At 62.5% G+C, this 24,438-nt stretch carries 29 protein-coding genes; 14 read left to right on the top strand and 15 right to left on the bottom strand.

Features of this window, described 5'->3' with window-relative positions:
- Positions 1 to 90 precede the first annotated feature (90 nt).
- The 3 genes from ACN50D_RS29710 to ACN50D_RS29700 are packed head-to-tail and all read left to right on the top strand — an operon-like array spanning position 91 to position 2,544.
- Complete coding sequence (locus tag ACN50D_RS29710) at positions 91 to 912, top strand: alpha/beta fold hydrolase (protein WP_003941629.1); 822 nt, start codon at positions 91 to 93, stop codon at positions 910 to 912.
- Positions 913 to 972: 60 nt separating this feature from the next.
- Positions 973 to 2,004: a cupin domain-containing protein gene (locus ACN50D_RS29705; RefSeq protein WP_007735448.1), complete on the top strand. Its 1,032-nt coding sequence runs from the start codon at positions 973 to 975 to the stop codon at positions 2,002 to 2,004.
- An 18-nt stretch (positions 2,005 to 2,022) separates the two neighbouring features.
- The gene (locus ACN50D_RS29700) at positions 2,023 to 2,544 is read left to right on the top strand and encodes a hypothetical protein (protein ID WP_042445775.1); all 522 of its coding nucleotides are present in this window, start codon (positions 2,023 to 2,025) and stop codon (positions 2,542 to 2,544) included.
- Between the two features lie 48 nt (positions 2,545 to 2,592).
- Here the strand turns inward: ACN50D_RS29700 and ACN50D_RS29695 are convergent, their stop codons facing one another.
- On the bottom strand, positions 2,593 to 3,279 hold the full coding sequence (locus ACN50D_RS29695; protein WP_003941581.1) for a GntR family transcriptional regulator: 687 nt from the start codon (positions 3,277 to 3,279) through the stop codon (positions 2,593 to 2,595).
- Positions 3,280 to 3,407: 128 nt separating this feature from the next.
- Here ACN50D_RS29695 and ACN50D_RS29690 point away from each other — a divergent pair, with 128 nt between their 5' ends.
- The 3 genes from ACN50D_RS29690 to ACN50D_RS29680 are packed head-to-tail and all read left to right on the top strand — an operon-like array spanning position 3,408 to position 6,326.
- Positions 3,408 to 4,328: a sulfurtransferase gene (locus ACN50D_RS29690; protein ID WP_073512201.1), complete on the top strand. Its 921-nt coding sequence runs from the start codon at positions 3,408 to 3,410 to the stop codon at positions 4,326 to 4,328.
- Positions 4,329 to 4,371: 43 nt separating this feature from the next.
- Complete coding sequence (thiM, locus tag ACN50D_RS29685) at positions 4,372 to 5,217, top strand: hydroxyethylthiazole kinase (protein ID WP_125051380.1); 846 nt, start codon at positions 4,372 to 4,374, stop codon at positions 5,215 to 5,217.
- A complete protein-coding gene (locus tag ACN50D_RS29680) occupies positions 5,217 to 6,326 on the top strand; it encodes an LLM class flavin-dependent oxidoreductase (RefSeq protein WP_007735443.1) in 1,110 nt (369 codons plus the stop codon). The genes thiM and ACN50D_RS29680 overlap by 1 nt, the downstream gene beginning before the upstream one ends.
- On the opposite strand, the gene ACN50D_RS29675 is transcribed toward ACN50D_RS29680, so the two are convergent.
- Positions 6,319 to 6,669, bottom strand: a complete 351-nt coding sequence (locus ACN50D_RS29675; protein WP_125051378.1) for an inorganic pyrophosphatase — start codon at positions 6,667 to 6,669, stop codon at positions 6,319 to 6,321. The two genes, ACN50D_RS29680 and ACN50D_RS29675, sit on opposite strands and share 8 nt — an antisense overlap.
- A 2-nt stretch (positions 6,670 to 6,671) precedes the next feature.
- Positions 6,672 to 7,451, bottom strand: a complete 780-nt coding sequence (locus tag ACN50D_RS29670; RefSeq protein ID WP_223304497.1) for a helix-turn-helix domain-containing protein — start codon at positions 7,449 to 7,451, stop codon at positions 6,672 to 6,674.
- 56 nt (positions 7,452 to 7,507) lie between these two features.
- On the opposite strand from ACN50D_RS29670, the gene ACN50D_RS29665 reads away from it, so the two are divergent.
- Positions 7,508 to 7,900, top strand: a complete 393-nt coding sequence (locus ACN50D_RS29665) for a VOC family protein (RefSeq protein ID WP_003941628.1) — start codon at positions 7,508 to 7,510, stop codon at positions 7,898 to 7,900.
- A gap of 72 nt (positions 7,901 to 7,972) precedes the next feature.
- Here the strand turns inward: ACN50D_RS29665 and ACN50D_RS29660 are convergent, their stop codons facing one another.
- From ACN50D_RS29660 to ACN50D_RS29640, 5 genes are all read right to left on the bottom strand, one after another.
- Complete coding sequence (locus tag ACN50D_RS29660) at positions 7,973 to 9,016, bottom strand: alpha/beta hydrolase (protein WP_172827113.1); 1,044 nt, start codon at positions 9,014 to 9,016, stop codon at positions 7,973 to 7,975.
- 151 nt (positions 9,017 to 9,167) lie between these two features.
- Complete coding sequence (locus tag ACN50D_RS29655; protein WP_007735437.1) at positions 9,168 to 9,506, bottom strand: DUF3349 domain-containing protein; 339 nt, start codon at positions 9,504 to 9,506, stop codon at positions 9,168 to 9,170.
- An 11-nt stretch (positions 9,507 to 9,517) separates the two neighbouring features.
- Positions 9,518 to 9,844, bottom strand: a complete 327-nt coding sequence (locus ACN50D_RS29650; protein ID WP_003941653.1) for a DUF3349 domain-containing protein — start codon at positions 9,842 to 9,844, stop codon at positions 9,518 to 9,520.
- A 34-nt stretch (positions 9,845 to 9,878) separates the two neighbouring features.
- On the bottom strand, positions 9,879 to 10,160 hold the full coding sequence (locus ACN50D_RS29645) for a hypothetical protein (RefSeq protein ID WP_003941641.1): 282 nt from the start codon (positions 10,158 to 10,160) through the stop codon (positions 9,879 to 9,881).
- Between the two features lie 14 nt (positions 10,161 to 10,174).
- Entirely contained in the window at positions 10,175 to 11,362 is a 1,188-nt protein-coding gene (locus tag ACN50D_RS29640) for an inorganic phosphate transporter (RefSeq protein ID WP_007735433.1), read from the bottom strand.
- Between the two features lie 187 nt (positions 11,363 to 11,549).
- On the opposite strand from ACN50D_RS29640, the gene ACN50D_RS29635 reads away from it, so the two are divergent.
- The 3 genes from ACN50D_RS29635 to ACN50D_RS29625 all read left to right on the top strand — a co-directional run bounded on the left by ACN50D_RS29635 (position 11,550) and on the right by ACN50D_RS29625 (position 13,137).
- Positions 11,550 to 11,789: a pyridoxamine 5'-phosphate oxidase family protein gene (locus ACN50D_RS29635; RefSeq protein WP_249342906.1), complete on the top strand. Its 240-nt coding sequence runs from the start codon at positions 11,550 to 11,552 to the stop codon at positions 11,787 to 11,789.
- A gap of 251 nt (positions 11,790 to 12,040) precedes the next feature.
- Positions 12,041 to 12,499, top strand: a complete 459-nt coding sequence (locus tag ACN50D_RS29630; RefSeq protein WP_211921198.1) for a DUF5994 family protein — start codon at positions 12,041 to 12,043, stop codon at positions 12,497 to 12,499.
- Between the two features lie 320 nt (positions 12,500 to 12,819).
- Positions 12,820 to 13,137, top strand: a complete 318-nt coding sequence (locus ACN50D_RS29625) for a hypothetical protein (protein ID WP_228232664.1) — start codon at positions 12,820 to 12,822, stop codon at positions 13,135 to 13,137.
- 42 nt (positions 13,138 to 13,179) lie between these two features.
- Here the strand turns inward: ACN50D_RS29625 and ACN50D_RS29620 are convergent, their stop codons facing one another.
- Entirely contained in the window at positions 13,180 to 14,121 is a 942-nt protein-coding gene (locus ACN50D_RS29620; protein ID WP_165638818.1) for an alpha/beta fold hydrolase, read from the bottom strand.
- 110 nt (positions 14,122 to 14,231) lie between these two features.
- Here ACN50D_RS29620 and ACN50D_RS29615 point away from each other — a divergent pair, with 110 nt between their 5' ends.
- Positions 14,232 to 15,197 (top strand): helix-turn-helix transcriptional regulator, encoded by a 966-nt coding sequence (locus ACN50D_RS29615; RefSeq protein ID WP_211921195.1) that lies wholly within the window; start codon positions 14,232 to 14,234, stop codon positions 15,195 to 15,197.
- Between the two features lie 122 nt (positions 15,198 to 15,319).
- Positions 15,320 to 15,940, top strand: a complete 621-nt coding sequence (locus tag ACN50D_RS29610) for a YdeI/OmpD-associated family protein (RefSeq protein WP_211921193.1) — start codon at positions 15,320 to 15,322, stop codon at positions 15,938 to 15,940.
- Between the two features lie 143 nt (positions 15,941 to 16,083).
- Here ACN50D_RS29610 and glnA read toward each other — a convergent pair whose 3' ends face one another.
- Positions 16,084 to 17,520: a type I glutamate--ammonia ligase gene (gene glnA / locus ACN50D_RS29605; protein WP_003941609.1), complete on the bottom strand. Its 1,437-nt coding sequence runs from the start codon at positions 17,518 to 17,520 to the stop codon at positions 16,084 to 16,086.
- Positions 17,521 to 17,733: 213 nt separating this feature from the next.
- On the opposite strand from glnA, the gene ACN50D_RS29600 reads away from it, so the two are divergent.
- Positions 17,734 to 18,207 (top strand): RDD family protein, encoded by a 474-nt coding sequence (locus ACN50D_RS29600; RefSeq protein WP_003941579.1) that lies wholly within the window; start codon positions 17,734 to 17,736, stop codon positions 18,205 to 18,207.
- A 73-nt stretch (positions 18,208 to 18,280) separates the two neighbouring features.
- Here ACN50D_RS29600 and ACN50D_RS29595 read toward each other — a convergent pair whose 3' ends face one another.
- The 5 genes from ACN50D_RS29595 to sucB form a co-directional block, all read right to left on the bottom strand.
- Complete coding sequence (locus ACN50D_RS29595; protein WP_003941625.1) at positions 18,281 to 19,036, bottom strand: DUF4191 domain-containing protein; 756 nt, start codon at positions 19,034 to 19,036, stop codon at positions 18,281 to 18,283.
- 76 nt (positions 19,037 to 19,112) lie between these two features.
- On the bottom strand, positions 19,113 to 20,123 hold the full coding sequence (gene lipA / locus ACN50D_RS29590) for a lipoyl synthase (protein WP_003941610.1): 1,011 nt from the start codon (positions 20,121 to 20,123) through the stop codon (positions 19,113 to 19,115).
- A gap of 51 nt (positions 20,124 to 20,174) precedes the next feature.
- Positions 20,175 to 20,936 carry a lipoyl(octanoyl) transferase LipB gene (lipB, locus tag ACN50D_RS29585; RefSeq protein WP_003941602.1) on the bottom strand — a complete coding sequence of 254 codons (762 nt, stop codon included), beginning with the start codon at positions 20,934 to 20,936 and terminating at the stop codon, positions 20,175 to 20,177.
- A 29-nt stretch (positions 20,937 to 20,965) separates the two neighbouring features.
- A complete protein-coding gene (locus ACN50D_RS29580) occupies positions 20,966 to 21,853 on the bottom strand; it encodes a TIGR01777 family oxidoreductase (protein WP_003941584.1) in 888 nt (295 codons plus the stop codon).
- A 120-nt stretch (positions 21,854 to 21,973) separates the two neighbouring features.
- Positions 21,974 to 23,722: a 2-oxoglutarate dehydrogenase, E2 component, dihydrolipoamide succinyltransferase gene (gene sucB / locus ACN50D_RS29575; protein ID WP_081558827.1), complete on the bottom strand. Its 1,749-nt coding sequence runs from the start codon at positions 23,720 to 23,722 to the stop codon at positions 21,974 to 21,976.
- Positions 23,723 to 24,086: 364 nt separating this feature from the next.
- Here sucB and ACN50D_RS29570 point away from each other — a divergent pair, with 364 nt between their 5' ends.
- Positions 24,087 to 24,437 (top strand): hypothetical protein, encoded by a 351-nt coding sequence (locus tag ACN50D_RS29570; RefSeq protein ID WP_003941713.1) that lies wholly within the window; start codon positions 24,087 to 24,089, stop codon positions 24,435 to 24,437.
- The last annotated feature ends 1 nt before the right edge of the window (position 24,438 follow it).

Here is a 24,438-nt window from a genome sequence, read left to right as displayed (position 1 = left end):
CGACTGCCCCCGTAGTGGGCACTCGCAGAGTGAGGAAACCGGGCACCGTGTCCGGATCTCAGTCCACGACTCGACAGAGAAGAGCAGAGCATGCCCTACATCACCACCTCAGACGGAACCGAGATCTACTACACCGAGCACGGCGTCGGCCGGCCGATCGTCCTCAGCCACGGGTGGCCGCTGAGTTCTGACGCGTGGCAGGTCGAGATGAAGTTGTTCGCCGACGCCGGGTACCGGACTATCGCGCACGATCGTCGAGGACACGGTCGCTCGTCGAAGACGTACACCGGCAACGACATGGATACATATGCCAAGGACCTGGCTGAGCTGATCGACACACTCGACCTGAAAGACCTGGTCCTGGTTGGCCATTCGACCGGCGGCGGGGAAGTGGTCCGGTACGCGGCGCAGCACGGCAAAGGGCGCGTGGCCAAGGTGATCACCGCCGGCGCCGTACCGCCGATCATGGTCAAGTCGGACGGCAACCCCGAAGGCACACCGATCGAGGTCTTCGACGGCATCCGTGAGGGAGTTCTGCGAGACCGATCGCAGTTCTACAAGGATCTCAGCGAGAGCTTTTACGGCGCGAACCGCGAAGGTGCCGACGTCTCGCAAGGGGCGAAGGACGACTTCTGGCGGCAAGGTATGTTGGTCAACCTCGCCGCGGCCTACGACTGCGTCAAGGCATTCTCGGAGACGGACCAGACCTCCGATCTCGAAGCCATCGACGTTCCGTTCCTCATCGCTCAGGGCGACGACGATCAGATCGTGCCGATCGGCGCAGCGGCCGAGAAGGCGATCAAGCTGGTGAAGAAGGGCACGCTGAAGGTGTATCCGGGCGCACCTCACGGTATCTACGGCTCATATCAGAAGACACTGGACCAGGACATTCTCGCGTTCATCGAGGACTGACGTCAGCGAGGCGGAAGGGAGCGGAGTCGAAAGGACCAGAGTGGGAAGGATAAAATTGCCATGTCTACACACGTTGCCTCACTACGCAATGGCCCCAGTGTCTTCGAGAACGAACTCGGGTCGATCTCGCAGCTCGACACGAGTTCGTTGCCGATCCTGTCCGGTCTGTCGATCAAACGAATTGTTCTCGGTCCCGGCGCGATCCGTGAACCACAATGGAACGTCAACGCGAACCAGATCGCCTACGTCACCAGCGGAACCGTGCTCGTCTCGATGTTGGGCAATGCTGACGAGTTCGCCAGTTTCGTGGTGCGAGCGGGGCAGATGTATCACGTCGAATCCGGCGCGATTTATCACATCGAGAATGTCGGAGAGGAGGAGGCGGAGATCATCGCCGCCCTGCGTACTTCTCTGCCGCAGCACTTTTCGTTGCAGAGTAGCGTCAGCGCAATGTCGAACGCGGTGCTCGGCAATACGTACGATCTCGCCGCATCGGCCTTCGACGTCTTCGGTAGAGCCGATGCGTCCCAGATAGTTCGGCGGGACGGCGCCGCCGTCGTTCCCGATACCGCCGGCCTTCCCAACGCGCATCTCTTCGATCTCGAAGGCCAGATCGCGCCTCTCGCATATCCGTACGGACAGGCGAAAGTGGCGCGAAAGCAGTATTGGGCGGCGCTGGAGGATCTTTCGATGTACTCGTTGACTATTCGCGAGAGTGGAATGCGTGAGCCACACTGGCATCCCGTCACTGCCGAAATGGGATACGTGCATCGTGGTCACGGGCGGATGACGGTCCTCGATCCGGACGGTTCGCTCGACACCTACCTGCTGGAGCCCGGTCAGGTGTATTTCGTTCCGCGTGCCTATCCCCATCATATCGAGGTTCTAGGCGACGAGGACATCAATTTCCTCATCTTCTTCGACCAGCCGACACCGGGCGACATAGGCTACCGTGCAACGGCTTCCGCGTTCTCGCGCAGCGTTCTCTCGGCCTCGTTCGGCGTTCCGGAGCGGGAGCTGCCGCACTTCCCTTTCACTCCGATCGATCCGCTCATCGTCTCGCGGATCAATCCGATCGACCGCCAGCACTGACCGGCAAGGACGCCCATCATGGCCACCACGCTCACCGTGACCGATCACGGGACGATGCTCGACTTCACGTACGAGGACGCCCTCCGCTATCACGGTCCGCAGGCCCCGGGCGGCGTGGCGCATGCCTACAAGGTTCTCGAGCGCGCTCTCGGTGTGCTCGGCGGGGAAGGCTCCGTCGAGCGTCGCGAGCTGGTCGTCACCACCGCACACGGCGGACCAGGAGTGCGCGATGCGTTCGAGTTGGTCACGCGCGCGGTGACCGAAGGGCGGTACACCGTTGACAGTTCCTTGGCCAGGCGTGAACGTGGAAATACGCTCGCGCTGTATGTATTTCGGATCACCTATCGCGGCGCGAGCGTCACGCTGACTGTTCGGGAGGGGTTCGTCGTCGACGAGTTCATTACTCTGTCCCGTAAGTCCGACCGGACGGCCGAAGACGAGTCACGGCTGACAGAGCTCAAGCAGGAGATGGCGGATCGAGTGATGTCGAGCCCGGCCGAGAGCGTGTACGACGTCGACACCGGCACGCTCCCCGTCTGAGCGACGGCGGCGCAGGCGTCAGTGTGCAGAACTCGGGGCTGTCTGAAGTCAGCGGCTGGCGAACATCCTTATTCGTTGGTCGCGGCTGCGCTCGAGATGGTTGCGCATGTGACCACGTGCGGACGATTCGTCCCGGGCGCGGATGGCGTTCAGGATCTCTTGATGCTCCGAATTGAGCAGGTCAGGTTCGCCGTAGTTCGACGGCGGGCCGCTGTCGTAGATTCGCAATTGGGTGGTGAGGCGGATCAGCAATGAGGTGATCGTGGAATTGTGGGCGGCCTGCCAGAGGGCCTCGTGAAACTTGAAGTTTCCGGCACGAACCTCGGTGCCTTCTGTTGCAGTGCAGCAGAACTCGTGCAATCCGTCCAGGCGGGCAAGGTCGAGATCGCTGTGGCGGAGTGCGGCGGCGCCGGCGGCTTCCGATTCGAGGGCAACCCGCGCTGCGTAGATTTCGATGACGTCCTCGGGTGTGCCGGAACGGACACGAAAACCGCGGGCGGCTCGTTCGAGTAGACCGTCGTGCGCGAGCCAGTTGAGTGCCTCGCGGATCGGGGTACGCGATGCGCCGTACGATTCGCACAATTGAGTCTCGTGCAGCGGAGAGCCCTGGGGGAACTTGCCGGCCAGGATGTCGGCTCGCAGGCGCAGGTACTGCCGCGAGGTCTGATCGGACCGGCCCAGCGCAGCCTCCGGCACCAGCAGATCGGTGGTGCTCGTATCGGCGTCGAGATCCATGTGTCCTCATTCCTGTGCATGCAAGTAGAGCGCGTTCGATTATGCCATCGGCGACGAGTGAGTACTTGCGTATACGCTAGTGCTCATTTAGGTTCGTGCTTGTTCGTTTCCGAGGGAGAGGGTCCGAAGTGGCTGGAGAGACCGCGTCGCCGCTGGTGAGTGCTGCTGAACTCGACGCGATGCTGCGCGAGGGAGGCGTCGCTGTGCTCGACGCGACGGTTCATTTTCCTCCCGCGCGATTCGACGGCGACTATCGCCCGGAGTCCGGGTACGACGGCTGGGTTTCCTCGCACATCCCGGGTTCCCGACACGTCGACCTCATGGACGTCTTTTCCGAAAGGGAAGCGGCGCTGCATTTCACACGCCCGTCAACGGAGCAGTTGATGTCCGATCTCCAATCCAGTGGTATCGAACCGGGTGCGACAATCGTGATCTACGACCAGGGTTCGACCACTTGGGCATCACGGCTCTGGTGGGTGTTTCGCAACGCCGGCATCGAAGCAAGGGTCCTCGACGGTGGCCTCGCCGAATGGACTCGATGCGGCTTCGCCCTCGCGAGCGGCGACGACGTCACCCACACGTCGGCGTCGAAGCGTTGGAGTGTGACGGACCTTGGCCTGTGGGTCGATCTACCTCGCGTTGCCTCACTGTCCGCAGGAGAAGAAGCCGGAACGCTGGTGTGCGCGCTGGCGCCTGAGCAGTACGAGGGGACGGAGAAGACGCGATATTCGCGACGCGGACATATTCCGTCAAGTGTGAATCTGTCTGCGAAGGGTCTTCTCGACGCCGATGCCCGGATGCTTCCGGCGGACGATGTTCGGTCGAAATCTGCTGACGTTCTACCACCCGTCGCTGAACCTGTCGTGATCTATTGCGGCGGTGGAGTTTCGGCGTGCCTGACAGCACTCGCACTGATCCGCGGCGGCTATGAGGACGTCAAGGTCTACGACGGTTCGTTGGAGGAATGGACTGCAGATCCGACTTTGCCGATGGTTGTCGGCGGTGAGCCCGGCGGCGCGCTTGCGGATGTTCGATGTCCGCGGTCCTGAATCGCCGCAGTCCTCAATTACCTCCCGTTCTGAAGGAATTCTCATGTCTGACACTGTCTCTGTCGAAACCGTCGCGTCGGCGATCGACGCACTCCGCGATCAGGTACCGCTCGTCCAGTCGCTGACCAACATCGTTTCTGCGAACTTCTTGACCAATGTTCTGCTCGCCGCCGGCGCAAGCAACGCTCACATCGACAACGTCCACGAAGCGGGTGGGTTCGCTGCCGTCGCCGGGGGAGTGCTCGTCAACCTCGGAACGCCGGACGACGGGACAGCCGAAGCTTTCCTGATAGCAGCAGAAGCGGCCCGAACTGCCGGTACGCCATGGGTTTTGGATCCCGTCGGTGTCGGCGGACTACCCTGGCGGAGCGGTATCGCTGTGGATCTGCTGCGCTTTCACCCCAGCGCCATCCGCGGGAACGCATCGGAGATCATCGCTCTGGCCGGACTCGGCGGTGACACCCGCGGCGTCGACAGTGCCTCCGATTCCGCCGACGCGGTGCCCGCCGCTCTGTCACTCTTGAAGCATGCGGATGCCGTGTCGGCATCCGGACCGGTCGACTACATCGTCGGCCGCGATGCGGGCGGTGACACCCAGGGCATCCGAGTCTCCGGTGGCAGCGCGCTGTTGCCGCGCGTGACCAGTACCGGTTGCTCTCTGGGCGGTCTTGTCGCCGCCTACCTCGCCGTCACGTCGACCGCGCTGGACGGATTGGTTGCCGCGCACACGCATGTTGCCGTGGCATCGGAGATCGCCGAGGAAAATGCCTCGGGCCCCGGTTCTTTCGCGGTCGCATACCTCGACGCGCTCTGCAGCGTGAATGCGGACACCATCCGTTCGCGTGCCCGAATTGAATCGTTCGACCTGCCGGCTGGAGTGCAGAACTGATGGGCATCAAGACATTCTGGTATCTCACCCAGGCAGACGGGGACTACCCGTGGAGCCCCGGTGGGCTGTTCCCCGTGGACGGGGCCAGGCAGATCGAGCTCGCGAAGACCATCGACGACGGCGGATTCGAAGGTGCGCTTGTTGCCACCTGGCCGAACGATCCGTTCATCTCGGCGACGTGGGCGGCAGCGCACACCACGCGCATGAAGTTCCTCGTCGCCGTCTACGCGAACATGACGCCGGCGCGACTGCTGGCGGAGAAGGCATTGACTTTCGACGCCTTCAGCGGCGGCCGACTGTTGATCAACTCGGTCAACGGACGCGAGAACATCCTGACCAAGTACGACATGAACGTGCCCCACGACGAGCGTTACGAGTTGGGGGAGCAGTACTGGGCGGACTTCCGCCGCATCTACGCCGAAGGCACGGAGTCGAACTTTCCCAACACACCACTGCGTATCGATGCGCCCGCTGGGCATCAGGTTCCGCTGTGGGGTACCGGTGATTCGCCTGCAGGCCTGGCGAATTCAGGCAAGGTGCTCGACACCTACTTGGCGATGCTGCGCGAGACTTCGTTCATCGAAGACAAATTCTCTGCCGCACGGGCGGCGGCGGAGGCAGCCGGGCGCGAGTTCACCGACTTCGGTGCGCTCACCGGTGTGATCGTTCGCCCCACCAAGGCGCAGGCGCACGACCGGTTCCGTTCGTTGTTCGAGAAGACGGGCGTCGAGCAGATCGCTCATGTCTTGGACAACGCAGTGCGTCGTCGTACTCAGGGGAAGCAAGACCTCAAGACCTTCACCGCCCGCGACGCTCAGCGGCAGGGTTGGGCGGACAAGATTGCCTCCGGCCGACTTCCGGAACCGGAGGAGTTGTACGTCGGTGACGGGCTGTACGCGGGTATCACGGCGTGGTCACCCCTCGACATCTTCGGCACCGGGTCATCGGCGGTGTATTACGTCGGCGATCCGGATTCGATCACGGACTCGGTACGCACGCTTCGCAGCCGAACCGGTTTGACTGCACTGATCCTGGCAGGTTGGCCGCTGATCGAGGAAGCGAAGTGGGTTGCGGAGCATCTTGTTCCGCGATTCGACGAACTCAGCTGACGGCGCGCCGCAAGACAGTGGCACCGAGACCTAGAACGTCACGGAGAAATAGTGTGGCAGTGTCGATTTCAGGCGCAGTACATTCGAGAAGGATCTTGACTTCCACGTCCTTCTTGACGATGTCGGCAACAACGGCCACGGCGACAACACCGTTGCCGACGGCCGAGCCTCGGAACAGATCGATCCCGTCGCCGTCCGCGCTGACCGTGCCGTCGAGATAGCCGTAGTCGAGCGGATAGATCGCATCGGGGTACCGCGGGTGTGCCGACCCTCGGGGGCGATCGATCACGACAGCTGACGTGGCAGCCAGGTGATCGAGGGCGGCGAACAGTTCTTCGCTCATCGTTACCGGTGCTCACGCAGTAGCTGAGTCGGTGTCAGACCTGCCAGTGCACGCGTATCGCGTGCGAGGTGGGCTTGGTCGGCGTAGCCGGCGCGACCGGCCAGCGACGACAGCGTGAGTTTTGCGCCGCGGCTGAGAGTCAACACGTCCTGCATTCGTTGCACCTTCTGAATCAGTTTGGGGGACAGCCCGACCGCTGACGTGATCGATCGTCTGAAATGACGTTCGGAAACACCGAGGTCTGCAGCAATCTCTCGTATCGGCGTGGAAGGGGAGGAGATGAGCGCGGAGTAACCACGCTCGATTCCGTGGTCGGGTTCCAGTCCGCGCCACAACTGGCCCAGTAGGTGAGCGTCGACTGCCTCGTGGCTCAGGGCGTCGGCAAGTACCCGCGCTTGTCTGGAAGTGAGGATGTCGTCGAAGGCGATCTTCGAATCCTGCACCGCGTCGGCAGCTGTGCCGAGCAGGCTCCGCAGAGCCGGTGGATTGATCCGGATGCCCCACATGGTTGTACCGGCGGCGACCGAAACCAGATCGGCACCGGTGGCAGGTCCGACGAGCCACGACTTTCCGGTGCTGTCGACGATGAAGTCGGCGCAGAGATCGGGAAGAATCCGCTTTGCTTCCGTGGGCGTATGGGCTTCGCTGGTGCTTTTCCACGTGCAACTGAAGAGGCCGGCCGAACCGGTGATCCGAGTCTCGACATAGGTGTGGCCGTTTTGTTCAAGACTCGACGCTACCGTCCGACTACCGTCGAGAGCGAGGGTGTCAGTGCCGGTCATCAGATCATCGTCACACACTCGCCGATCACTTCTCGACCCGAAACAGGAGAAATACCGTGTCCGTCTCTCCGAGACTCGATCTCGTCGGAATCGTCACCAACGATCTCGCGCGTTCCCTCGCGTTCTACCGAACCCTCGGGCTCGACATTCCGGAAACACCCGCTGACGCTCCGCATGTGGAGTTCACTTTCGACGGTGGGCTTCGGCTGGCCTGGGACGCGCTGTCCACCATCGCGAGCTTCGATCCGGACTTCGCTGTCGGGGAAGGTCGACACCCCGTCGCTTTGGCCTTCGATTTCGGGACTCCCGCCGCAGTAGACGAGGCGTATCAGCGCATGACAGCCGACTTCCCCGGGCACAAGGCGCCCTTCGACGCCGTATGGGGGCAGCGTTACGCCGTTCTTCTCGATCCCGACGGCAATACCGTGGATCTCTTTGCCGCGCTCTGAATTCGAACGACGCAGGCCCCGAACGAATATCGGTCGGGGCCTGCGGTTGTCGGTGATCGAGTCGTTGTCAGTTCACCAAGCGTTCAGGGTGTCGAGGATCTGGCCTCGGGCCTTCCACAGTTCTGCACCCCAGTACGGCCACGAATGAGTGCCGTTGGCCGGGAAGCTGTACGTTGCCGGAATTCCCAGGGAGTTCATGCGCAGTTGGAATGCCCGTGAGTTCATCAAGGCAAGGGCCTCGAGCCCGATGGCACTACCGGTATTCACGAAGTCGACGGGCCGACGCGGTTGATCGAACTGCCCGGGCAGGCCGCTCGCAGCGGAGATGTACAGCGAGAGCCCAGCCAGTTCGGGTGCAAACACGAAGGGATCGTTGCGGAGCCAAGCGGGGTTCCACGGCGGTCCCCACATTGCATCGACATTGAAGGACCCGGCGCTGACCATGGCCACCCGGATCGCCTCACGCATGCCTGGAGCTGAGATGTTGAGGTATCCCGAGAGCGAACCGGCGAACTTGAACTGATCGCGGTGGTAGGCGGCTAGCGTCAGTGCCGCGCTGCCACCCATGGACAGTCCGAGCACGCCGTTGTTGGTTCGGGAGACGCCGCGCGATTCCAGATAGGCGGGAAGTTCCTGGGTGAGGAAGGTTTCCCATTTGTACGTGACCGGCTGGCGATTCAAATTGCTGTTCGCATACCAGTCGGAGTAAAAGCTGGACTGCCCGCCGACCGGCATGACCAGGGTGACGTTGTCGCCGCGATACTGCTCGAGAGCGTTGGTCTCGAAACTCCATGCGTTTCGGTCGTCGCGTGCTCGTAGGCCATCGAGAAGATAGAGCGCCGCGTTGCCGCCGCGCGAAGCCCACTGGATCTGAACCTTGATCGGTCCCATCGACGAGTCTACGAACACTTCCTCGTAGCCACCGGCCGGGGCGGTACGCGCGGGCGCTGCGGTCGCTACCGATCCGCTGATCAGGCCTGCGGTCAGGGGGAGTGCGAGTGCTGTCGCTGCGAGGCCCAGGATCCGACGCTTGATTCGTTTCGAAATACGGTTTCTCGAAAGATCCGGGTTCGAAATATCTGGGTTCTTCGCCAAATCTGTGTGAGCCTCGTGCATGTATCACTCCCGCCCCAAAGGTGCTTGCACACCGAAATCCGACCGAGCCCCCCGAGGCGCGGAATTCCTTATGACACTAAGTGGTCTGTATTGACCTCGACGGCACCGTTACCGGTTCGTTATCAAACTGGTCCGATTTACCGTAATGCCGTCAGGCGTCGTCGACCGGAGGTTGTGCCACGATTTGCCAACCTCCACGAATCAGGTGTTCACGTACCCGAGCGACGTCCGATTCGTGCGGAATATCGTCGGTGACCTTGGTGATGAGGACGCCGATGTCGATCGGATCGACCGAACCGGGAAAGTCGATCGGATCGACCGGAAGCGGAAAGCCGGCGACGAGATCGTCAGCAAGAACGGCGATCTCGTCGTCGGACAGTTGTCGCCGGAGCAGGGCCATCAAAGGGACGTAGTCCTGCTCCGGCACACCGTTCGGATACCCGGCACGCAGCCAGCCGAGTATCGAAGCCAGAAGTGGTGGAAGACTCAACGAATCGAGCTTCAGTGGTTGTCGAGATCAGCGAGGGGCCACCCGGCGGCAGCAAGGACGGAGGCAACGCGCGCGATGTCCTCGTCCGAGGGAGTCTGGCTCGTCAGATCGGCGATCTGAGCGCTGATCTCGTCGCTCGAGATCACCTGGTCGCTGTTGACGTCGCTCAGTTCTGCGAGTGCAGCGCCGATGGCAATGTCTCGAATTTGCGCGTCCGAGAGTTTGCGTCGTAGCAATGCGACCAGCGGAATGCGGTCCTTGGGCGGTATGCCTTCGGGGTAGCCGGCGCGAAGCCAGTCAAGAATGGATTGAGGAAGGGATGGAGTCGGTGCAGTCACGGTGATGTCTTTCCGCTCGTGAGGGCGCACGGGATCAGAAGATCTCGATGCCGAATGTGTGGCTGAGGAAGCCCTGCATGATGAAGAGGATTCCGGTGACGATCGCGATGAGCACGACCGCGAAGCACACCACTGCGCCTGCCACGGCCAACGGACTGCGAGCCGCGACGGCAGTGCTCCCGCCGCCACTGCCACGTTGTCCGGCGTCGAGCGACTTCAGGCCGATTGCGAAGATCGCCGGTAGTCCGGCGCCCAGCAGGAGGCCGACCAGTACGACCTGCCAGAGCGAGTCGACGGTGTTTTTCAAGATATCCATGTCGATTCCCTCTTTCAGGCTTTGGCGTCGGTGGTGACGCGGGCGTCCGGACCGGGGACCTCTGCAGGCACCAGGCCGCCGTCCCACTCGGCGTTGACGTTGCTCGGATCGATGGGCTCCTTGCGGGAGCGCAGGTACATCCAGCCGGCCAACGCGATGAGCACGGCGAAGACGACCAGGACACCGGGCAGGCCGCCGACGATGTCGGCCAGTCCCCAGCACAGAGCGCCGACGATTGCAGCGGACGGAAGAGTGATCAACCAGGCGACCGCCATACGTCCGGCTACGCCCCAACGAACTTCGGCGCCCTTGCGTCCCAGACCGGTTCCCATGATGGAACCCGTCGCCACATGGGTGGTGGAGAGCGGAAGGCCGAGGTGGCTGGAGGTGAGAATGATTGCAGCAGAGGATGCTTCGGCTGCCATGCCTTGTGGTGCGGCAATCTCGACAAGTCCCTTGCCGAGAGTGCGGATGACTCGCCAACCGCCGAGGTAGGTTCCGGCAGCGATCGCGAGCGCACAGGTGAGCTTGACCCAGAACGGCATGTCCGCGTCGGCGGAAATGGTTCCGTGGGCGACCAGGGCGAGGAAGATGACGCCCATGGTCTTCTGAGCGTCGTTGGTGCCGTGTGCGAGGGAAACGAGTGAAGCCGAACCGATCTGGCCGAGTCGGAAACCTTTGTCCTTGGTTTCTTCTCCGACGTTGGAGGTGATGCGGTAGATGAGCCAGGTGCCGGCCGCGGCAACCAAGCCGGCCACGACGGGAGCGAGAACTGCGGGGATGACAACCTTGCTGAGGACGCCGCTCCAGGCGACACCGCTCATGCCGAGGGACGCGATGGCGGCGCCGATCAGGCCGCCGAACAGTGCGTGTGAGGAACTCGAGGGGATGCCGAGCAACCACGTTGCCAGGTTCCAGATGATGCCGCCGACAAGGCCGGCGAAGACGATGGTGAGCAGCGCTTGGCCACCCACATTTCCGAGGTTCACCACGCCCTTGGCCACGGTGGCAGCAACCTCTACCGAGAGGAAAGCTCCGACCAGGTTCAAGGAAGCAGACAGAGCGACTGCCACCTTGGGCTTGAGGGCGCCGGTTGCAATCGACGTGGCCATAGCGTTGCCAGTGTCATGAAAACCGTTGGTGAAGTCGAACCCCAGAGCGGTTACGACGACGACGAGGAGAACGATGAGTTCCGCATTCACGAGAAGTCATGTTCCAACACCTCCGGGCCTCAAATCGACCTCAGACGTGGTCGTTCCGCGACATTTCCACCACTCGGCACCTGTTGTTCACCTTCGTCCGGATAATTGTCCGTTTTGAAACTCCTGGGGTAGAGAAAATTCATTCGCGTGCATGGTCGTGGAGGTTGTGGAGGCATACGCTCGTTTCATGTCCCTGGGCGAGGAGAAGACGATCTCGGTCACCACATTCCGTAAGAGCGGTGACGGCGTAGCCACGCCGACGTGGGTCGTGCCTCTGCCTGACGGACGTATCGGCTTCTGGACTTCCTCGAAATCGGGTAAGGCCAAGCGGCTGCGAAACAACCCACGCGTCACCGTAGTGCCGTGCAACACCGCGGAAAGGTTGCCGACGGTGCGTCGCCGGTCACCGGGACCGCTCAGTTGGTGAGCGGTGGAGCAGAATTCGACGAGATCCGCAGCAAAGTCAAAGCGAAATACGGTGTGATGGTGCCTATTTCGAAATTCTTCAACACCCTCGGTCACATCGGTAATGGTCCGTTCCCGTACGGCGACACCGGCGTGATCATTTCCGTCGATGCGTAGTCGGGATTGCGTAGCGGAGTAGTCTGAAGGTATGGAACCCACGACCGGGCACCTCTGCCTGACGGTTCCACGAATCCTCCGTCAAGGAGCCTCGTCATGGCGCACATCAGCGCTCTCGACTATGCGATGGAAGTGCCGCAGCGCCATGTCGGGCAACCTTTCCCGTCGCCGACGCGGACTCCGCGATTCCTGCTTCGTGGGCAAGGTGCCGTCAAGGCATCGGTTGACGGCGCGTGGTTCCCGTGGACCACGAACGTCACGGCGGAGCTTCACGATCTGATATCCGCACTTTCGCTGAGGTTGGGGCCGATCGCGCGGGTTGCGTTCGACTGGAACACGATCAGCAGCGCGCAGCGTCGTATCGACGAGGTCGACGGACTGGAAGTGCGGGGTCCGTACCCTGGCCAGCCCCACGATTTGATGTATCTCGACGACATCTATGGTCGTCAACTCGTTTTGATGATGATTCCGCCGTACACGGATCCGGACCGCGCGTACGAGGTCATGCGGCGGTTGGTGGATCCTGTCCGCAGTGAAACCTATCGGGTGCAGTGAGATCTTTCTGACGTGCGGGGGTCGAATCTCTCGATTCCTGAACATGCGTCCAGTTTGTCTGGTTTGATGGTTCTCGTAACCACGATCTCAGGCGCATTCCTTCAGGTCAGCGCTTGGGCGCGGCAGCTTGACTCCCTGCCGTGTCGTCGGTCCGGCATGTCCACCACCCTCCCACTGTGCGTGAGCGCCGGACCAGAGGAAGCCCCGCCCTCCCCACGGGGGTGGGGCTTCTACTCTGTTCGGGCTGAGCGGCGTTCGCATCGCCGAATCCGCCCGCTTGTTCGGCAGTTCGGGACGCCCTGGCCCGTAGCATCGCCACCGTGAACATTTCCCTACTCGGTGCGGCTGGGCTTCAGGACTGCGCCGACAGTGGAATGGACTGCATGGACGGATTCGAAGCATTCTTTCTTCTGTACGGCGGCGGATTCATTCTCGCCTTGATTTGGCTTTCCCTGTGTCTTGTCGGAACGGCCGATGTGGTTTCTGTGTCCGGGCGAGTCGGTGTGTGGCGCGCTGTCGCCTTCTCTGTCGGGATTTGGCTTGTGCCCATCGTCGGGTTGAGTGCATGGTTTGTTTACCGACGCTCTCGCCAAATCTCGAAGACGGTCGGTCCGGATCAAGCCCCCTACTGGACTTGAATGAGACTGACATTTTCACTGAGACCGCACCTAGCCTTGAAACTATGTGGCATCCTGCCGTTCCAGCCAGTTCAAGATCGCTTGGTTGGTCTCTTCGGGTCTTTCTTGTTGGATCCAGTGACCGCAATCGAGATTGACTACTTCCACATTGGGCACGAACTCTGTCAGGTTCTCAGCTCTCGCGATCGCGTCACGGTCGCCGTAGATCATGAGTGTGGGCTGTTGGATGATCGGGTCCACCTCCGCCAGCAGATGCCAGTTGCGGTCAAGGTTCCTGTACCAGTTCACACTGCCCGTGAATCCTGTCGATTCGAAGGCGGAGACGAAAACGGCCAATTCTCTATCGCTCATCAGGGGCTCACCGAGTGGTGTCTCTGCTTTGGCGAGATCGATCAGCGCCATACCCGGCTGAGGTTCCCTGAGGGGTTCGTTCTTCCGGTACAGGTTGCGGAGGAACCGGAAGGTGTTGTCTTCGAACACCGCGTCCGCGACGCCCGGCTGTCGATTGAAATGGACGAAGTAGAAATCACCGCCAAGCACGGCTTCCATGAACTCAATCCACGGCTGCTCTCCGCGATCCTGGTAGGGCAGGCTCAGGTTGATCACTTTGTTTACCCGGTCCGGGTGCAACAGGGTAAGGCCCCACACGACAAAGGCACCCCAATCGTGACCGACAAAGGTGGCATCGTCGTAGCCGTAGTGATCGAGAAGTGCGATGAGATCACCCGCCAAATGTTCGATGTCATAGTCCGTCACTTCGGTCGGACGTGACGAATTGCCGTAGCCGCGTTGGTTCGGGACGATGACGTGGTAGCCCGCCTCGACAAGGGCGGGCACCTGGTATCGCCAGGAATAGGCGTGCTCTGGCCATCCGTGACACAACACGATGGGTTTCCCGGCATTGTGTCGCCCTGCTTCGAAGACTTCGAGTTCCACGCCGTTCACTGGGATGAGGACGGGCCTGGGTAAGTCGGATGGATTCACGGATGCTCCTTTGAGTCGAGTACCGATCTCGTGTCTGGATCGACCGGTTGCTCCGACGATAGGGAGCATCGTGGACACATAAAGTCCTAGATCGCTGGCAATCTGAAGAAATGCGGAACGATCCCACAGGCCGAGCACTGCAACTGCTCTCGCTCCTTCAGACTCATCGCTTCTGGCACTGTGCCGAACTTGCCGCACGACTCGATGTCACGCAGCGGACGGTGCGCCGCGACATCGATCGCCTACGCGACCTCGGCTATCCGGTCGATTCCACGTCCGGAAAATACGGGGGCTACCGACTTGCAACGGGGGCGCACGTGCCGCCCCTGATCCTCGACGATGACGAGTCCGTGGCGGTAGCCGTCGGACTGCGCTACGCCGCCGAGGCCGCCATCGGAGGCATCGAAGAAACGGCGCTGCGCGCGCTGACGAAGATCGAAACACTCCTGCCCCATCGACTACGCCGACGTGTGTCGGCACTGCATTCGAGCGTCAGTTCCATGCGGCGGGCAAATGACGACATCGTCGATCCCGAAGCACTCAGTGTGCTCGCTGCGGCATGTCGCGACCACGAGCACGTTCGTTTCGACTATCGGCGAGGTGATGGCGAGAGCAGCAGACGACTCGTCGAGTCGCACCGCCTTGTCACGGCGGGGCGTCGTTGGTATCTCGTAGCATGGGACCACCATCGTTCGGATTGGCGAACATTTCGACTGGACCGGCTCTCGGAGCCCTGGCTGGCAGGCAGTCATTTCACGCCACGCGAGATCCCGGGCGGTGACGCGGCAGGCTTCGTCGCGAGATCAGTTGGCTCGCCACCCCGTCACCACGATGCAAAACTCGCCATCGAAGCTACGTTCGCCGACCTCGAGGGCGTACTCAGATGGATTGACCACACACCGATCGAGGTGGCAGCGGACCGCTGCCTTGTCGAGATCCGCAGCGAAGATCTCGGCAGGCTCGCCATGACGGTTGCGCGCATTGCGCTCACCGCCCCAGTGGTCGTCATCGAACCAACCGAGCTTGCCGACACCGTCAGTCGGCTCGCCCTTCACCTCGGGGTCTCGCCACCATGACAGTCAGAAGAGGATTGCGCGACAAGACCATTCACGTCCAAGTTGCCGCGGGGACGTGTTCCCTGCGCAGGCCCCTCGTCTATCGAGACACGTATCCGATTCCCTCTAGGCTTGGAGAGTAAGTGACCGATTCGAAATCATCGCCGCCGGCTTCCGTCCACCCCCAGACGTGGAAGTTCGACTACCCGATCATCCACGCCGAGACTCGCGAACAGTGGCGAACTTGGTTGACGGACAATCACACGTCAGGCCGCGGAGTGTGGTTGTGCTCCTGGCGCACCACCACCAGCCGACCACGCTGCCCCTACCCTCAGGCCGTTGAGGAAGCGATCTGCTTTGGGTGGATCGATTCCACCAACACCGTCTTCGACGAAGAGCGCAATTTGCAACTGTTCACACCGCGGAGACGCAAGAGTTCCTGGACCCGACTCAACCGCGAACGCGCAGCTGATATGGAGGCGCGTGGCCTCATGACCGCTGCTGGTCGTGGTGCCATTGCTGCCGCGAAATCCACTGGTTGGTGGACGATTCTCGACCAAGTCGAAGACCTCGAGGAACCATCTGACTTGCAGGCGGCGCTGGACCTGGACACGCAAGCGCGAAGCAACTGGGACAGTTTTCCGCCCAGCGCCCGCAAACAGATGCTGTGGTGGATCGTCAGTGCCGCTCGAGACGCAACACGGGCAGGTCGAATCGCCCATATCGTCAACAATGCGGCCACCGGTCAACGTGCCCGCGGCTGATCCGCGATTCGACCGCGTCCGGTATGAAGGCCGGTCATCATCTGTCCGAGGGGTTTCCCTCGGACCGAAACAAGTCCACCCGCCCCGCAGCAGCGGGACGGGTGGACTCGGTACTCCAGGTCTGACTTACGTCAGGATGCGGATCACACGTCGTAGTAGAGCTCGAACTCGTACGGGTGCGGACGCAGGTTGACCGGAGCGATTTCCTGCTCGCGCTTGAGCGAGATCCAGGTCTCGATCAGGTCGGTGGTGAAGACGCCACCCTCAGTCAGGTACTCGTGATCGGCTTCGAGGCGGTTGATGACCGTCTCGAGGCTGGTCGGAGCCTGCGGGATGTTGCGAGCCTCCTCCGGGGGAAGCTCGTAGAGGTCCTTGTCGACCGGAGCCATCGGCTCGATCTTGTTCTTGATGCCGTCCAGGCCGGCCATCATCTGTGCAGCGAAGTTGAGGTACGGGTTACCCGAGGAGTCGGGTGCGCGGAACTCGAGACGCTTTGCCTTCGGGTTGTTGCCCGTGATCGGGATACGGACAGCTGCCGAGCGGTTGCGCTGGCTGTACACGAGGTTGATGGGGGCTTCGTAGCCGGGCACCAGACGGTGGTACGAGTTGATCGTCGGGTTGGTGAAGGCCAACAGCGACGGAGCGTGGTGCAGGATGCCGCCGATGTAGTGGCGCGCCATGTCCGAGAGGCCTGCGTAGCCGGACTCGTCGTGGAAGAGGGGCTTGCCGTCCTTCCACAGGGACTGGTGGACGTGCATGCCCGAGCCGTTGTCACCGAAGAGCGGCTTCGGCATGAAGGTTGCTGACTTGCCGTGCTGCCAGCAGGTGTTCTTGACGATGTACTTGAACAGCTGCAGGTCGTCAGCAGCTGCGAGCAGCGTGTTGAACTTGTAGTTGATCTCCTGCTGTCCGCCGGTGCCGACCTCGTGGTGGCCGCGCTCGAGCTCGAAGCCTGCGTTGGTCAGGTTGGTGGAGATTTCGTCGCGCAGGTCCACGTAGTGGTCGTACGGAGCGACGGGGAAGTAGCCACCCTTGGCGCGAACCTTGTAGCCGAGGTTCGGGGAGCCGTCGGCGTTGGTCTCTGCGCCGGTGTTCCAGGAACCGGAGATGGAATCCAATTCGTAGAAAGCGGAGTTCATGCCGGAGTCGTAGCGAACCGAGTCGAAGATGTAGAACTCGGCCTCGGCGCCGAAGAATGCGGTGTCCGCGATGCCGGTGCTGACCAAGTACTCCTCGGCCTTGCGGGCAACGTTGCGCGGGTCGCGGCTGTAGGACTCACGGGTGAACGGGTCGTGCACGAAGAAGTTGATGTTGAGGGTCTTCGCCTTGCGGAAGGGGTCGATCTGCGCCGTGGTGACGTCGGGAAGCAACATCATGTCGGACTCGTGGATCGACTGGAATCCGCGGACCGAAGATCCGTCGAATGCGAGGCCGTCCTCGAACACGTCCTGGTTGAAAGCAGACGCCGGGATCGAGAAGTGCTGCTGGACGCCGGGCAGGTCGCTGAACCGAATGTCGACGTACTCGATGTTCTCGTCCGCGATGTACTTGATGACCTCTTCGGCCGTGGTGAACGCCACGCTTGTGCTCCTTAAGTCGCTTCAGCCAAGTGATGTCGGTTGAATCCGTCGAGGCAGACGGTAGGGAGCTGGTGTTGCCCGCTCGTCAACCCTTTGTTTCGGCAGTGTTACGCGTCGCAGCATCCTGGGGATTTCCGAAGTCCATGTGACCGGCCACACAGTTAAAACCCGGCAAATCTGGACTACGGTGCTGCGACGCCTATCCTGGACAGCATGGCACGTATCACCGGAACTTGGCTCTCTGGGCCGCAAGCAGCTTTGCCGAAGAGCGCGGACGGCCGTGAGCAGTCGTACCGTGGCGAGCTCCTCGGTTTCCCTCAGGAGGGTCCGGGTTCGCTGGTCGGTTCGGGCCGTCGTATCGCGGCACTGTTGGTGGATTGGGTGATGGCTGTGGGAGTGGCCTCGCTCATCACCGGCGACTTCTTCGACGGTATGACCTCGACTGTCACGCTGATGGTGTGGTTCGCCGTCGGTGTCGTCACCGTGGCTCTGTTCAACTTCACCCCGGGGCAGTTCGTCCTCGGACTTCAGGTTGCGCGTATCGAAGGCCCGATCCGAGTGGGCTTCGTGCGCGCGCTCGGACGTCAGGCACTGCTTGTGTTCGTGATTCCCGCGACCATCACCGACATCGACGGTCGCGGTATGCAGGACCGCGCGACCGGCACTTTGCTCGTGAAATCGCGCTGACACAAATTTCTCGAAGTAAAGAAAGACCCGGGTCCGTGTGGGCCCGGGTCTTTCGTTTTGCTGTGGGGGAGTGTCAGCGACGACGAATGGTCCGCTGCATTCCCTTCATCTTCGCGCCTCCGGGCATCGGGCCCTTGGGAAGCGCTGCTCCGCCGCCGCGTGCGCTCAGTGCAGCGAGGCGACCTTCGATGTTGTCCATGCGCTTGGTGTCGATGTTGCGGGGCAACTTGTTCAAGTAGCGCTGGAGCTGCGAGAGCGGAACCTGGCCCTCGTCGTTGCCGATGATGATGTCGTAGATCGGGGTGTCGCCGATGAGGCGGGCGGTCTTCTTCTTCTCCTGCGCGAGGAGGCCCTTGACGCGTTGCGGCGAACCTTCGGCGACGAGGATGACACCCGGCCGTCCGACGACGCGGTGAACGGCATCGAGTTGGGTAGTGCCGGCGACGGCATTCGTAACGCGCCACGCACCCTGCATGTTGTCGAGCGCCCACGCAGCGGCACCGGCCTGACCTTCAGCCTTCTTGTACACCGATTTCTGGACGCGACGACCGAAGATGATGAAGGCGCCGAGGAGACCGAGAACGATGCCGATCGGCAGTAGGAACCACTGAAGGCCCCAGATGAGGCCGACCAGGAAGAAGACCAGAGCCGCACCGACGAGGGTGCCGATCATCAGCGGCAGGAGGAGCTTGTCGTCCTTGCGCTGCATCTGGAATGCCTGCCAGAGCTGAGTTCTACGTTCCTTGGAAGCCTGCTTGCGGGCAGCCTTCGCTGCAGCCTTTGCCTCTTTGGTGGGTTTGCCCTTACCGGATTTGCTGCCGTTCGCCATGTACCCAGGATACGTCCATTGCTGTGCGCCTTTACTAACCGCCCGCGGTTAATAAAGGCGCACAGCAAAAAGTGGATCAGCGATTCAGGCGCGCCATGAGTGAGCTGGCTTCCTGGGAAGCGTCGCCGCCCTCGGTCAGATGACGCTGCGCCTCGGGAAGTTCGCGGCCGTGATGTGCCATGGCCTGCGCATACAGGCGGCCGGCGCGGTACGACGAGCGAACCAACGGACCGGCCATGACGCCGGCGAAGCCCATCTCTTCTGCAGCCTTCGAGTGTGCGACGAACTCCTCGGGCTTGACCCACCGCTCGACGGGGTGGTGCCGGGGCGAGGGGCGCAGGTACTGGGTGATGGTGAGGATGTCGCAACCGGCGGCGTGGAGATCTGCCATCGCCTCGGTGACCTCTTCAGGGGTTTCGCCCATGCCGAGGATCAGGTTGGACTTGGTGACCAGTCCGTAGTCGCGTGCTGCGGTGATGACGTCGAGGCTGCGCTGGTACCGGAATGCCGGACGGATCCGCTTGAAGATGCGGGGGACGGTCTCGAGGTTGTGTGCGAGTACCTCGGGGCGTGAGGCGAAGACCTCGTCGAGCAGTTCGGGCTTGCCGTTGAAGTCCGGAACCAGGTTCTCGACGCCGGTGCCCGGGTTGAGTTCGTGGATCTTGCGGACGGTCTCGGCGTAGAGCCAGGCGCCGCCGTCGGGGAGGTCGTCGCGGGCGACGCCGGTGATCGTGGAGTACCGAAGGCCCATGGCCTGAACGCTTTCCGCGACGCGACGGGGCTCGTCGCGGTCGAGGGCTTCGGGCTTGCCGGTGTCGATCTGGCAGAAGTCGCAGCGGCGTGTGCACTGCTCGCCGCCGATCAGGAACGTGGCTTCGCGGTCTTCCCAGCACTCGTAGATGTTGGGGCAGCCCGCTTCCTCGCAGACGGTGTGCAAACCTTCACGCTTGACCAGGCCCTTGAGCTCCGTGTACTCGGGGCCCATCTTTGCTCGGGTCTTGATCCAGTTGGGTTTGCGTTCGATGGGCGTCTCCGCGTTTCGGATCTCGAGACGGAGCAGCTTACGTCCTTCTGGGGCGATAGTCACGACAGTGATCCTACGCCCGGTGATTACTGCAACGGGGTTCGGGCGAGCCCGTCAGCTGTACTGAACGGTAGTAAAAGTCGGAGTAGGCGAGGCGCTTTCGAAGGTGACGCGCTCGACGTTCCGTTCGGTGACGGGCATGGTTCCGTCGAGAGCAGCGATCACTGCCTCGGTCACAGCGGGAGTGACTTCGTCCACGGTGACGTCGCGACCGAGTTCATGCGACAGCGTCGTGACCCCGGCGTCACGGATGCCGCAGGGAATGATGTTGTCGAATCCGGTCAGGACCGAATTGCAGTTCAGGGAGAAGCCGTGCAGTGCCACGCCCCGTTGGACGCGCACGCCGATGGCAGAAACCTTGCGCTCGGGCTTCCATTGCCCGTTTGCGAGTTCGGCGGGCAGCCAGACGCCGGAGCGGCCGTCGATGCGCCCGCAGTTCAGGCCGAGGTCCGTGCACACCGTGATCAGTGCTTCCTCGATGCGTCGGACATACCGCACCACGTCGATGGGCTCGGCCAGTTTCACGATCGGATATCCCACCAGCTGGCCGGGGCCGTGCCAGGTGATCTTCCCGCCGCGGTCGACGTCGATGACAGGCGTGCCGTCGACGGGACGATCTTCGGGTTCCGTGCGTCGTCCTGCCGTGTACACCGGCGGGTGTTCGAGGAGCAGTAGCGTGTCCGGTCCGATGTCGTCCGCCCGCGCAGCCGCGAGCTCACGCTGGCGGTCCCACGCGGCGTTGTAGTCGATCGAACCGAGTTGCTCGACGGCGATCGGCAGTTTCGAGAACCGGGCGGAAACGGCAGCGCTGCTCATGGACGTAGAGATTACGCCCGACTTCGGAATCAACCGAGTGCGGCCGCCAGCGCTTCGCCGATCGTGTTGTGGCGGAAAGAGAATCCCGCCTTTTCCAAAGCTGCGGGAATGGCGCGCTGGCCACCGAGGATGCCGCTCTTGGCGAATTCTCCGATCAACGCTTCGAGTGCGAACCCGGGAACGATCCAGGGAGCCGGGCGGTGGACCGCACGGGACATGGCGTCATTGAACTGGGCATTGGTGACAGGGGCCGGACCGGTCAGGTTGACGGGACCGGAGAGTTCGGAATTCGTGAGCGCGAACTTGATCGCGTCGCACTCGTCCTCGAGTGAGATCCACGGAAAGTACTGGCGACCGTTGCCCAGTCGCCCGCCGAGGCCGAACGAATAAAGGCGCCGAAGCCGACCGAGCATGCCCCCATGAGGTGAAATCACGACGCCGGACCGCAGATTGACGACGCGGGCACCCGCCGCACGCGCCGGTTCGGTGGCAAGTTCCCAATCGCGACACGTCGTGGCGAGAAAGTCTGTGCCTGCCGGCGAATCCTCGTCGACGATCTTGTCGCCGGTGTCGCCGTAATAGCCGACGGCGCTCGCGTTGGCGAGGACGGGAACCTTCTGACTCGCGACCGCTTCGGCCAAGACGTCGGTCGCGACGATGCGGCTGTCACGGATCGCTTGCTTGTAGGAACCCGACCACCGTTTGTCGCCGATGCCGACGCCGCAGAGGTTCACGACGGCGTCGGCGCCCTGCAGGACGGAGAGGTCCAGACGGTCGTGGTCCGGGTCCCAACGCGATTCGTCGGGGCCGGCGGTCGAGCGTCGCACCAGACGCACCACGTCGTGGTTGTCGGAGCGCAACGATGACACCAAGGCCGTTCCGATCAAACCGGACGAGCCGGCGATGACTACTCGCATTCGGAAAGCCTCCTTCGATTCAGCGTGCTTCGATATCCGAACGTATATCTCCGACCGTACTGAAAAAGCCGGGGCGCCACCTCCTGATGGAGATGACGCCCCGGCCGGCCGAGCAGTTGCTTACAGGCCCAGATCAGCTTCGAACGAGGCTTCTTCCAACCGCTGCTTCACAGTGGTGAGGAATCGGCCGGCGTCGGCGCCGTCGACCAGACGGTGATCGTAGGTCAGCGGCAAGTAGATCATCGAGCGAACGCCGATGGACTCGTTGCCGTTCTCGTCGGTGACCACCATCGGGCGCTTGACGATCGCGCCGGTTCCGAGCATGGCCGCCTGCGGCGGTACCAGGATCGGGGTGTCGAACAGCGCGCCCTGGCTGCCGATGTTGGTGATGGTGAAGGTGCCACCCGAGAGCTCGTCCGGCTTCAGGCCACCCGAGCGTGCACGCTTGGCGATGTCGGCGATGGCGCGGGCCAAGCCGGCCAGGCCGAGATCGCCGGCGTTGTGGATGACGGGGGAGAGCAAGCCCTGATCGGTGTCCACTGCGATGCCGAGGTGCTCAGCGTCGTAGTAGGTGATCTGCTTGGCAGCCTCGTCGTAGCTGGCGTTGATGTTCGGGTGCGACTTCAGCGCCTCGACGACTGCCTTGGCGAAGAACGGAAGGAACGTCAGGTTGACGCCTTCGCGCTCGATGAAGCCGGCCTTGGCACGGGCCCGCAGGGCGACGATCTTGGTGACGTCCACCTCGAAGGTCTGCGTGAGCTGAGCGGTGTTCTGCAGCGACTCACGTGTCTTGGTGGCCGTGATCTGCCGAATACGGTTGGCCTTCTGCGTGGTTCCACGCAGGTGTGCCAGTTCGGGTCGGACGCCTGCGGCTGCGGTGGCGGCCGGTGCGGCCGCGGGTGCTGCAGCAGCAGGAGCGGCGGCGGGAGCCTTCTTGGCCTCCGCAGCGGCGAGCACATCCTGCTTGCGGATGCGGCCGCCGACGCCGGTGCCGGTGACGGTCGCGAGGTCGACGCCGTTGTCCGTGGCGAGCTTGCGCACGAGCGGGGTGACGTACGGGCTGCTGTCACCGGAAGCTGCGGGGGCAGCCGCCGGTGCGGGAGCCGCAGCAGGCTTCGGAGCGGGTGCGGCCGGTGCGGCGGCAGGCTTGGGAGCTTCAGCCTTGGGTGCTTCGGCCTTCGGAGCTTCGGCCTTGGGGGCAGGGGGTGCTGCCGGTGCTGCGGGAGCGGCCTTGGGTGCCGGAGCCGCGGCGGGTGCGCCGGAGCCGACGACGGCCAGCTGGCCACCGATCTCGACGGTGTCGTCTTCCTGCGCATTGATCTCGAGCAGGATTCCTGCGACGGGGGACGGGATCTCTGTGTCGACCTTGTCGGTCGAGACTTCGAGCAGCGCCTCGTCGACGGCAACCTCGTCGCCGACAGCCTTGAGCCAACGGGTGACGGTGCCTTCGGTGACGGACTCGCCGAGGGCGGGCATCGTCACGGCGGTACCTTCAGCGGAACCGCCGGAAGCAGCGGGTACCTCGGCAGCGGGAGCTTCTTCAGCGGGAGCTTCGGCAGCCGGCGCTTCCTCGGCGGGAGCTTCCTCGGCGGCGGGGGCGGGTGCCTCTGCCGCGGGTGCTGCGGCTTCGCCGGCTTCACCGATCTGGGCGAGCTCGCCACCGATTTCCACGGTGTCGTCTTCCTGCGCGACGATCTTGGTCAGGACGCCGGCGACGGGAGACGGAATCTCGGTGTCGACCTTGTCCGTGGAGACTTCGAGCAAGGGTTCGTCGACTTCGACCGTGTCTCCTTCCTGCTTGAGCCACCGTGTGACAGTTCCCTCGGTGACGCTCTCACCTAGGGCTGGCATCTGGACGGAGAAGGCCATGTCTTTTGACTCCTCGACAGTTGTGTTCGGGTTGTTGAATTTTGTCGACTTGTGGTCGTAATGCATTGTGCTCGAGTGGCGCGCGACGTGCGGCTACTTGTAGCTATTTTGCCGATGTCGACGCGCGGGCGCGGCGTCACCGTCGTTCATCTTTCCATTGATACGCCGGGCGTGTCCGATGAGGGGGATGCCGTCCGTTTCGGGTGTGTCGGCTACTGGCGAGTAGGTATGCGTCGGGGGTCCGGCTGTAACGGCGTAAGCGGACCAAACGGTATGTCGTGCGCAGGCACAACGGACATCGCCTGGCAAACTTGACATATCGCCGGGGTGCATCCGCGGCGTCGGTACCGAGGAGGGTACGACCGTGGGACTGTTCGATCGTTTCAAGCGTCCGCCAAGTGCGGCTCAGGCCGCAGCGCAAAGTGATGCGGATCATCTGGCGAATTGGGCGCACTCGCACGAAGGCGTCGAGGCCTATGTGGAACCGCAGACGACGGTGACCGAGGTGACCGTCGTCCTGGTTGCGAAGGACGGGGAGTGGACTCGTCGTCGTGTCGGCGGCGAACGTGGTGCCCGCAAATTGGGACAGGACCTGAAGATCCCGGTCTACGACGTCCGCAAGACGGGATATCCGCAGCGTATGCGCGATCACGACGAACGTAAGCGAATCGAACGCAAGCGGGCCCGAGAGCAGGAATTACGCGACGGCGCCTGAA

Source organism: Rhodococcus sp. SB1D (assembly GCF_048573875.1).
GTDB lineage: Bacteria > Actinomycetota > Actinomycetes > Mycobacteriales > Mycobacteriaceae > Rhodococcus_F > Rhodococcus_F qingshengii.
Note: the sequence above shows the minus strand (reverse complement) of the source record. Positions and strands in the feature narration are given on the sequence as shown.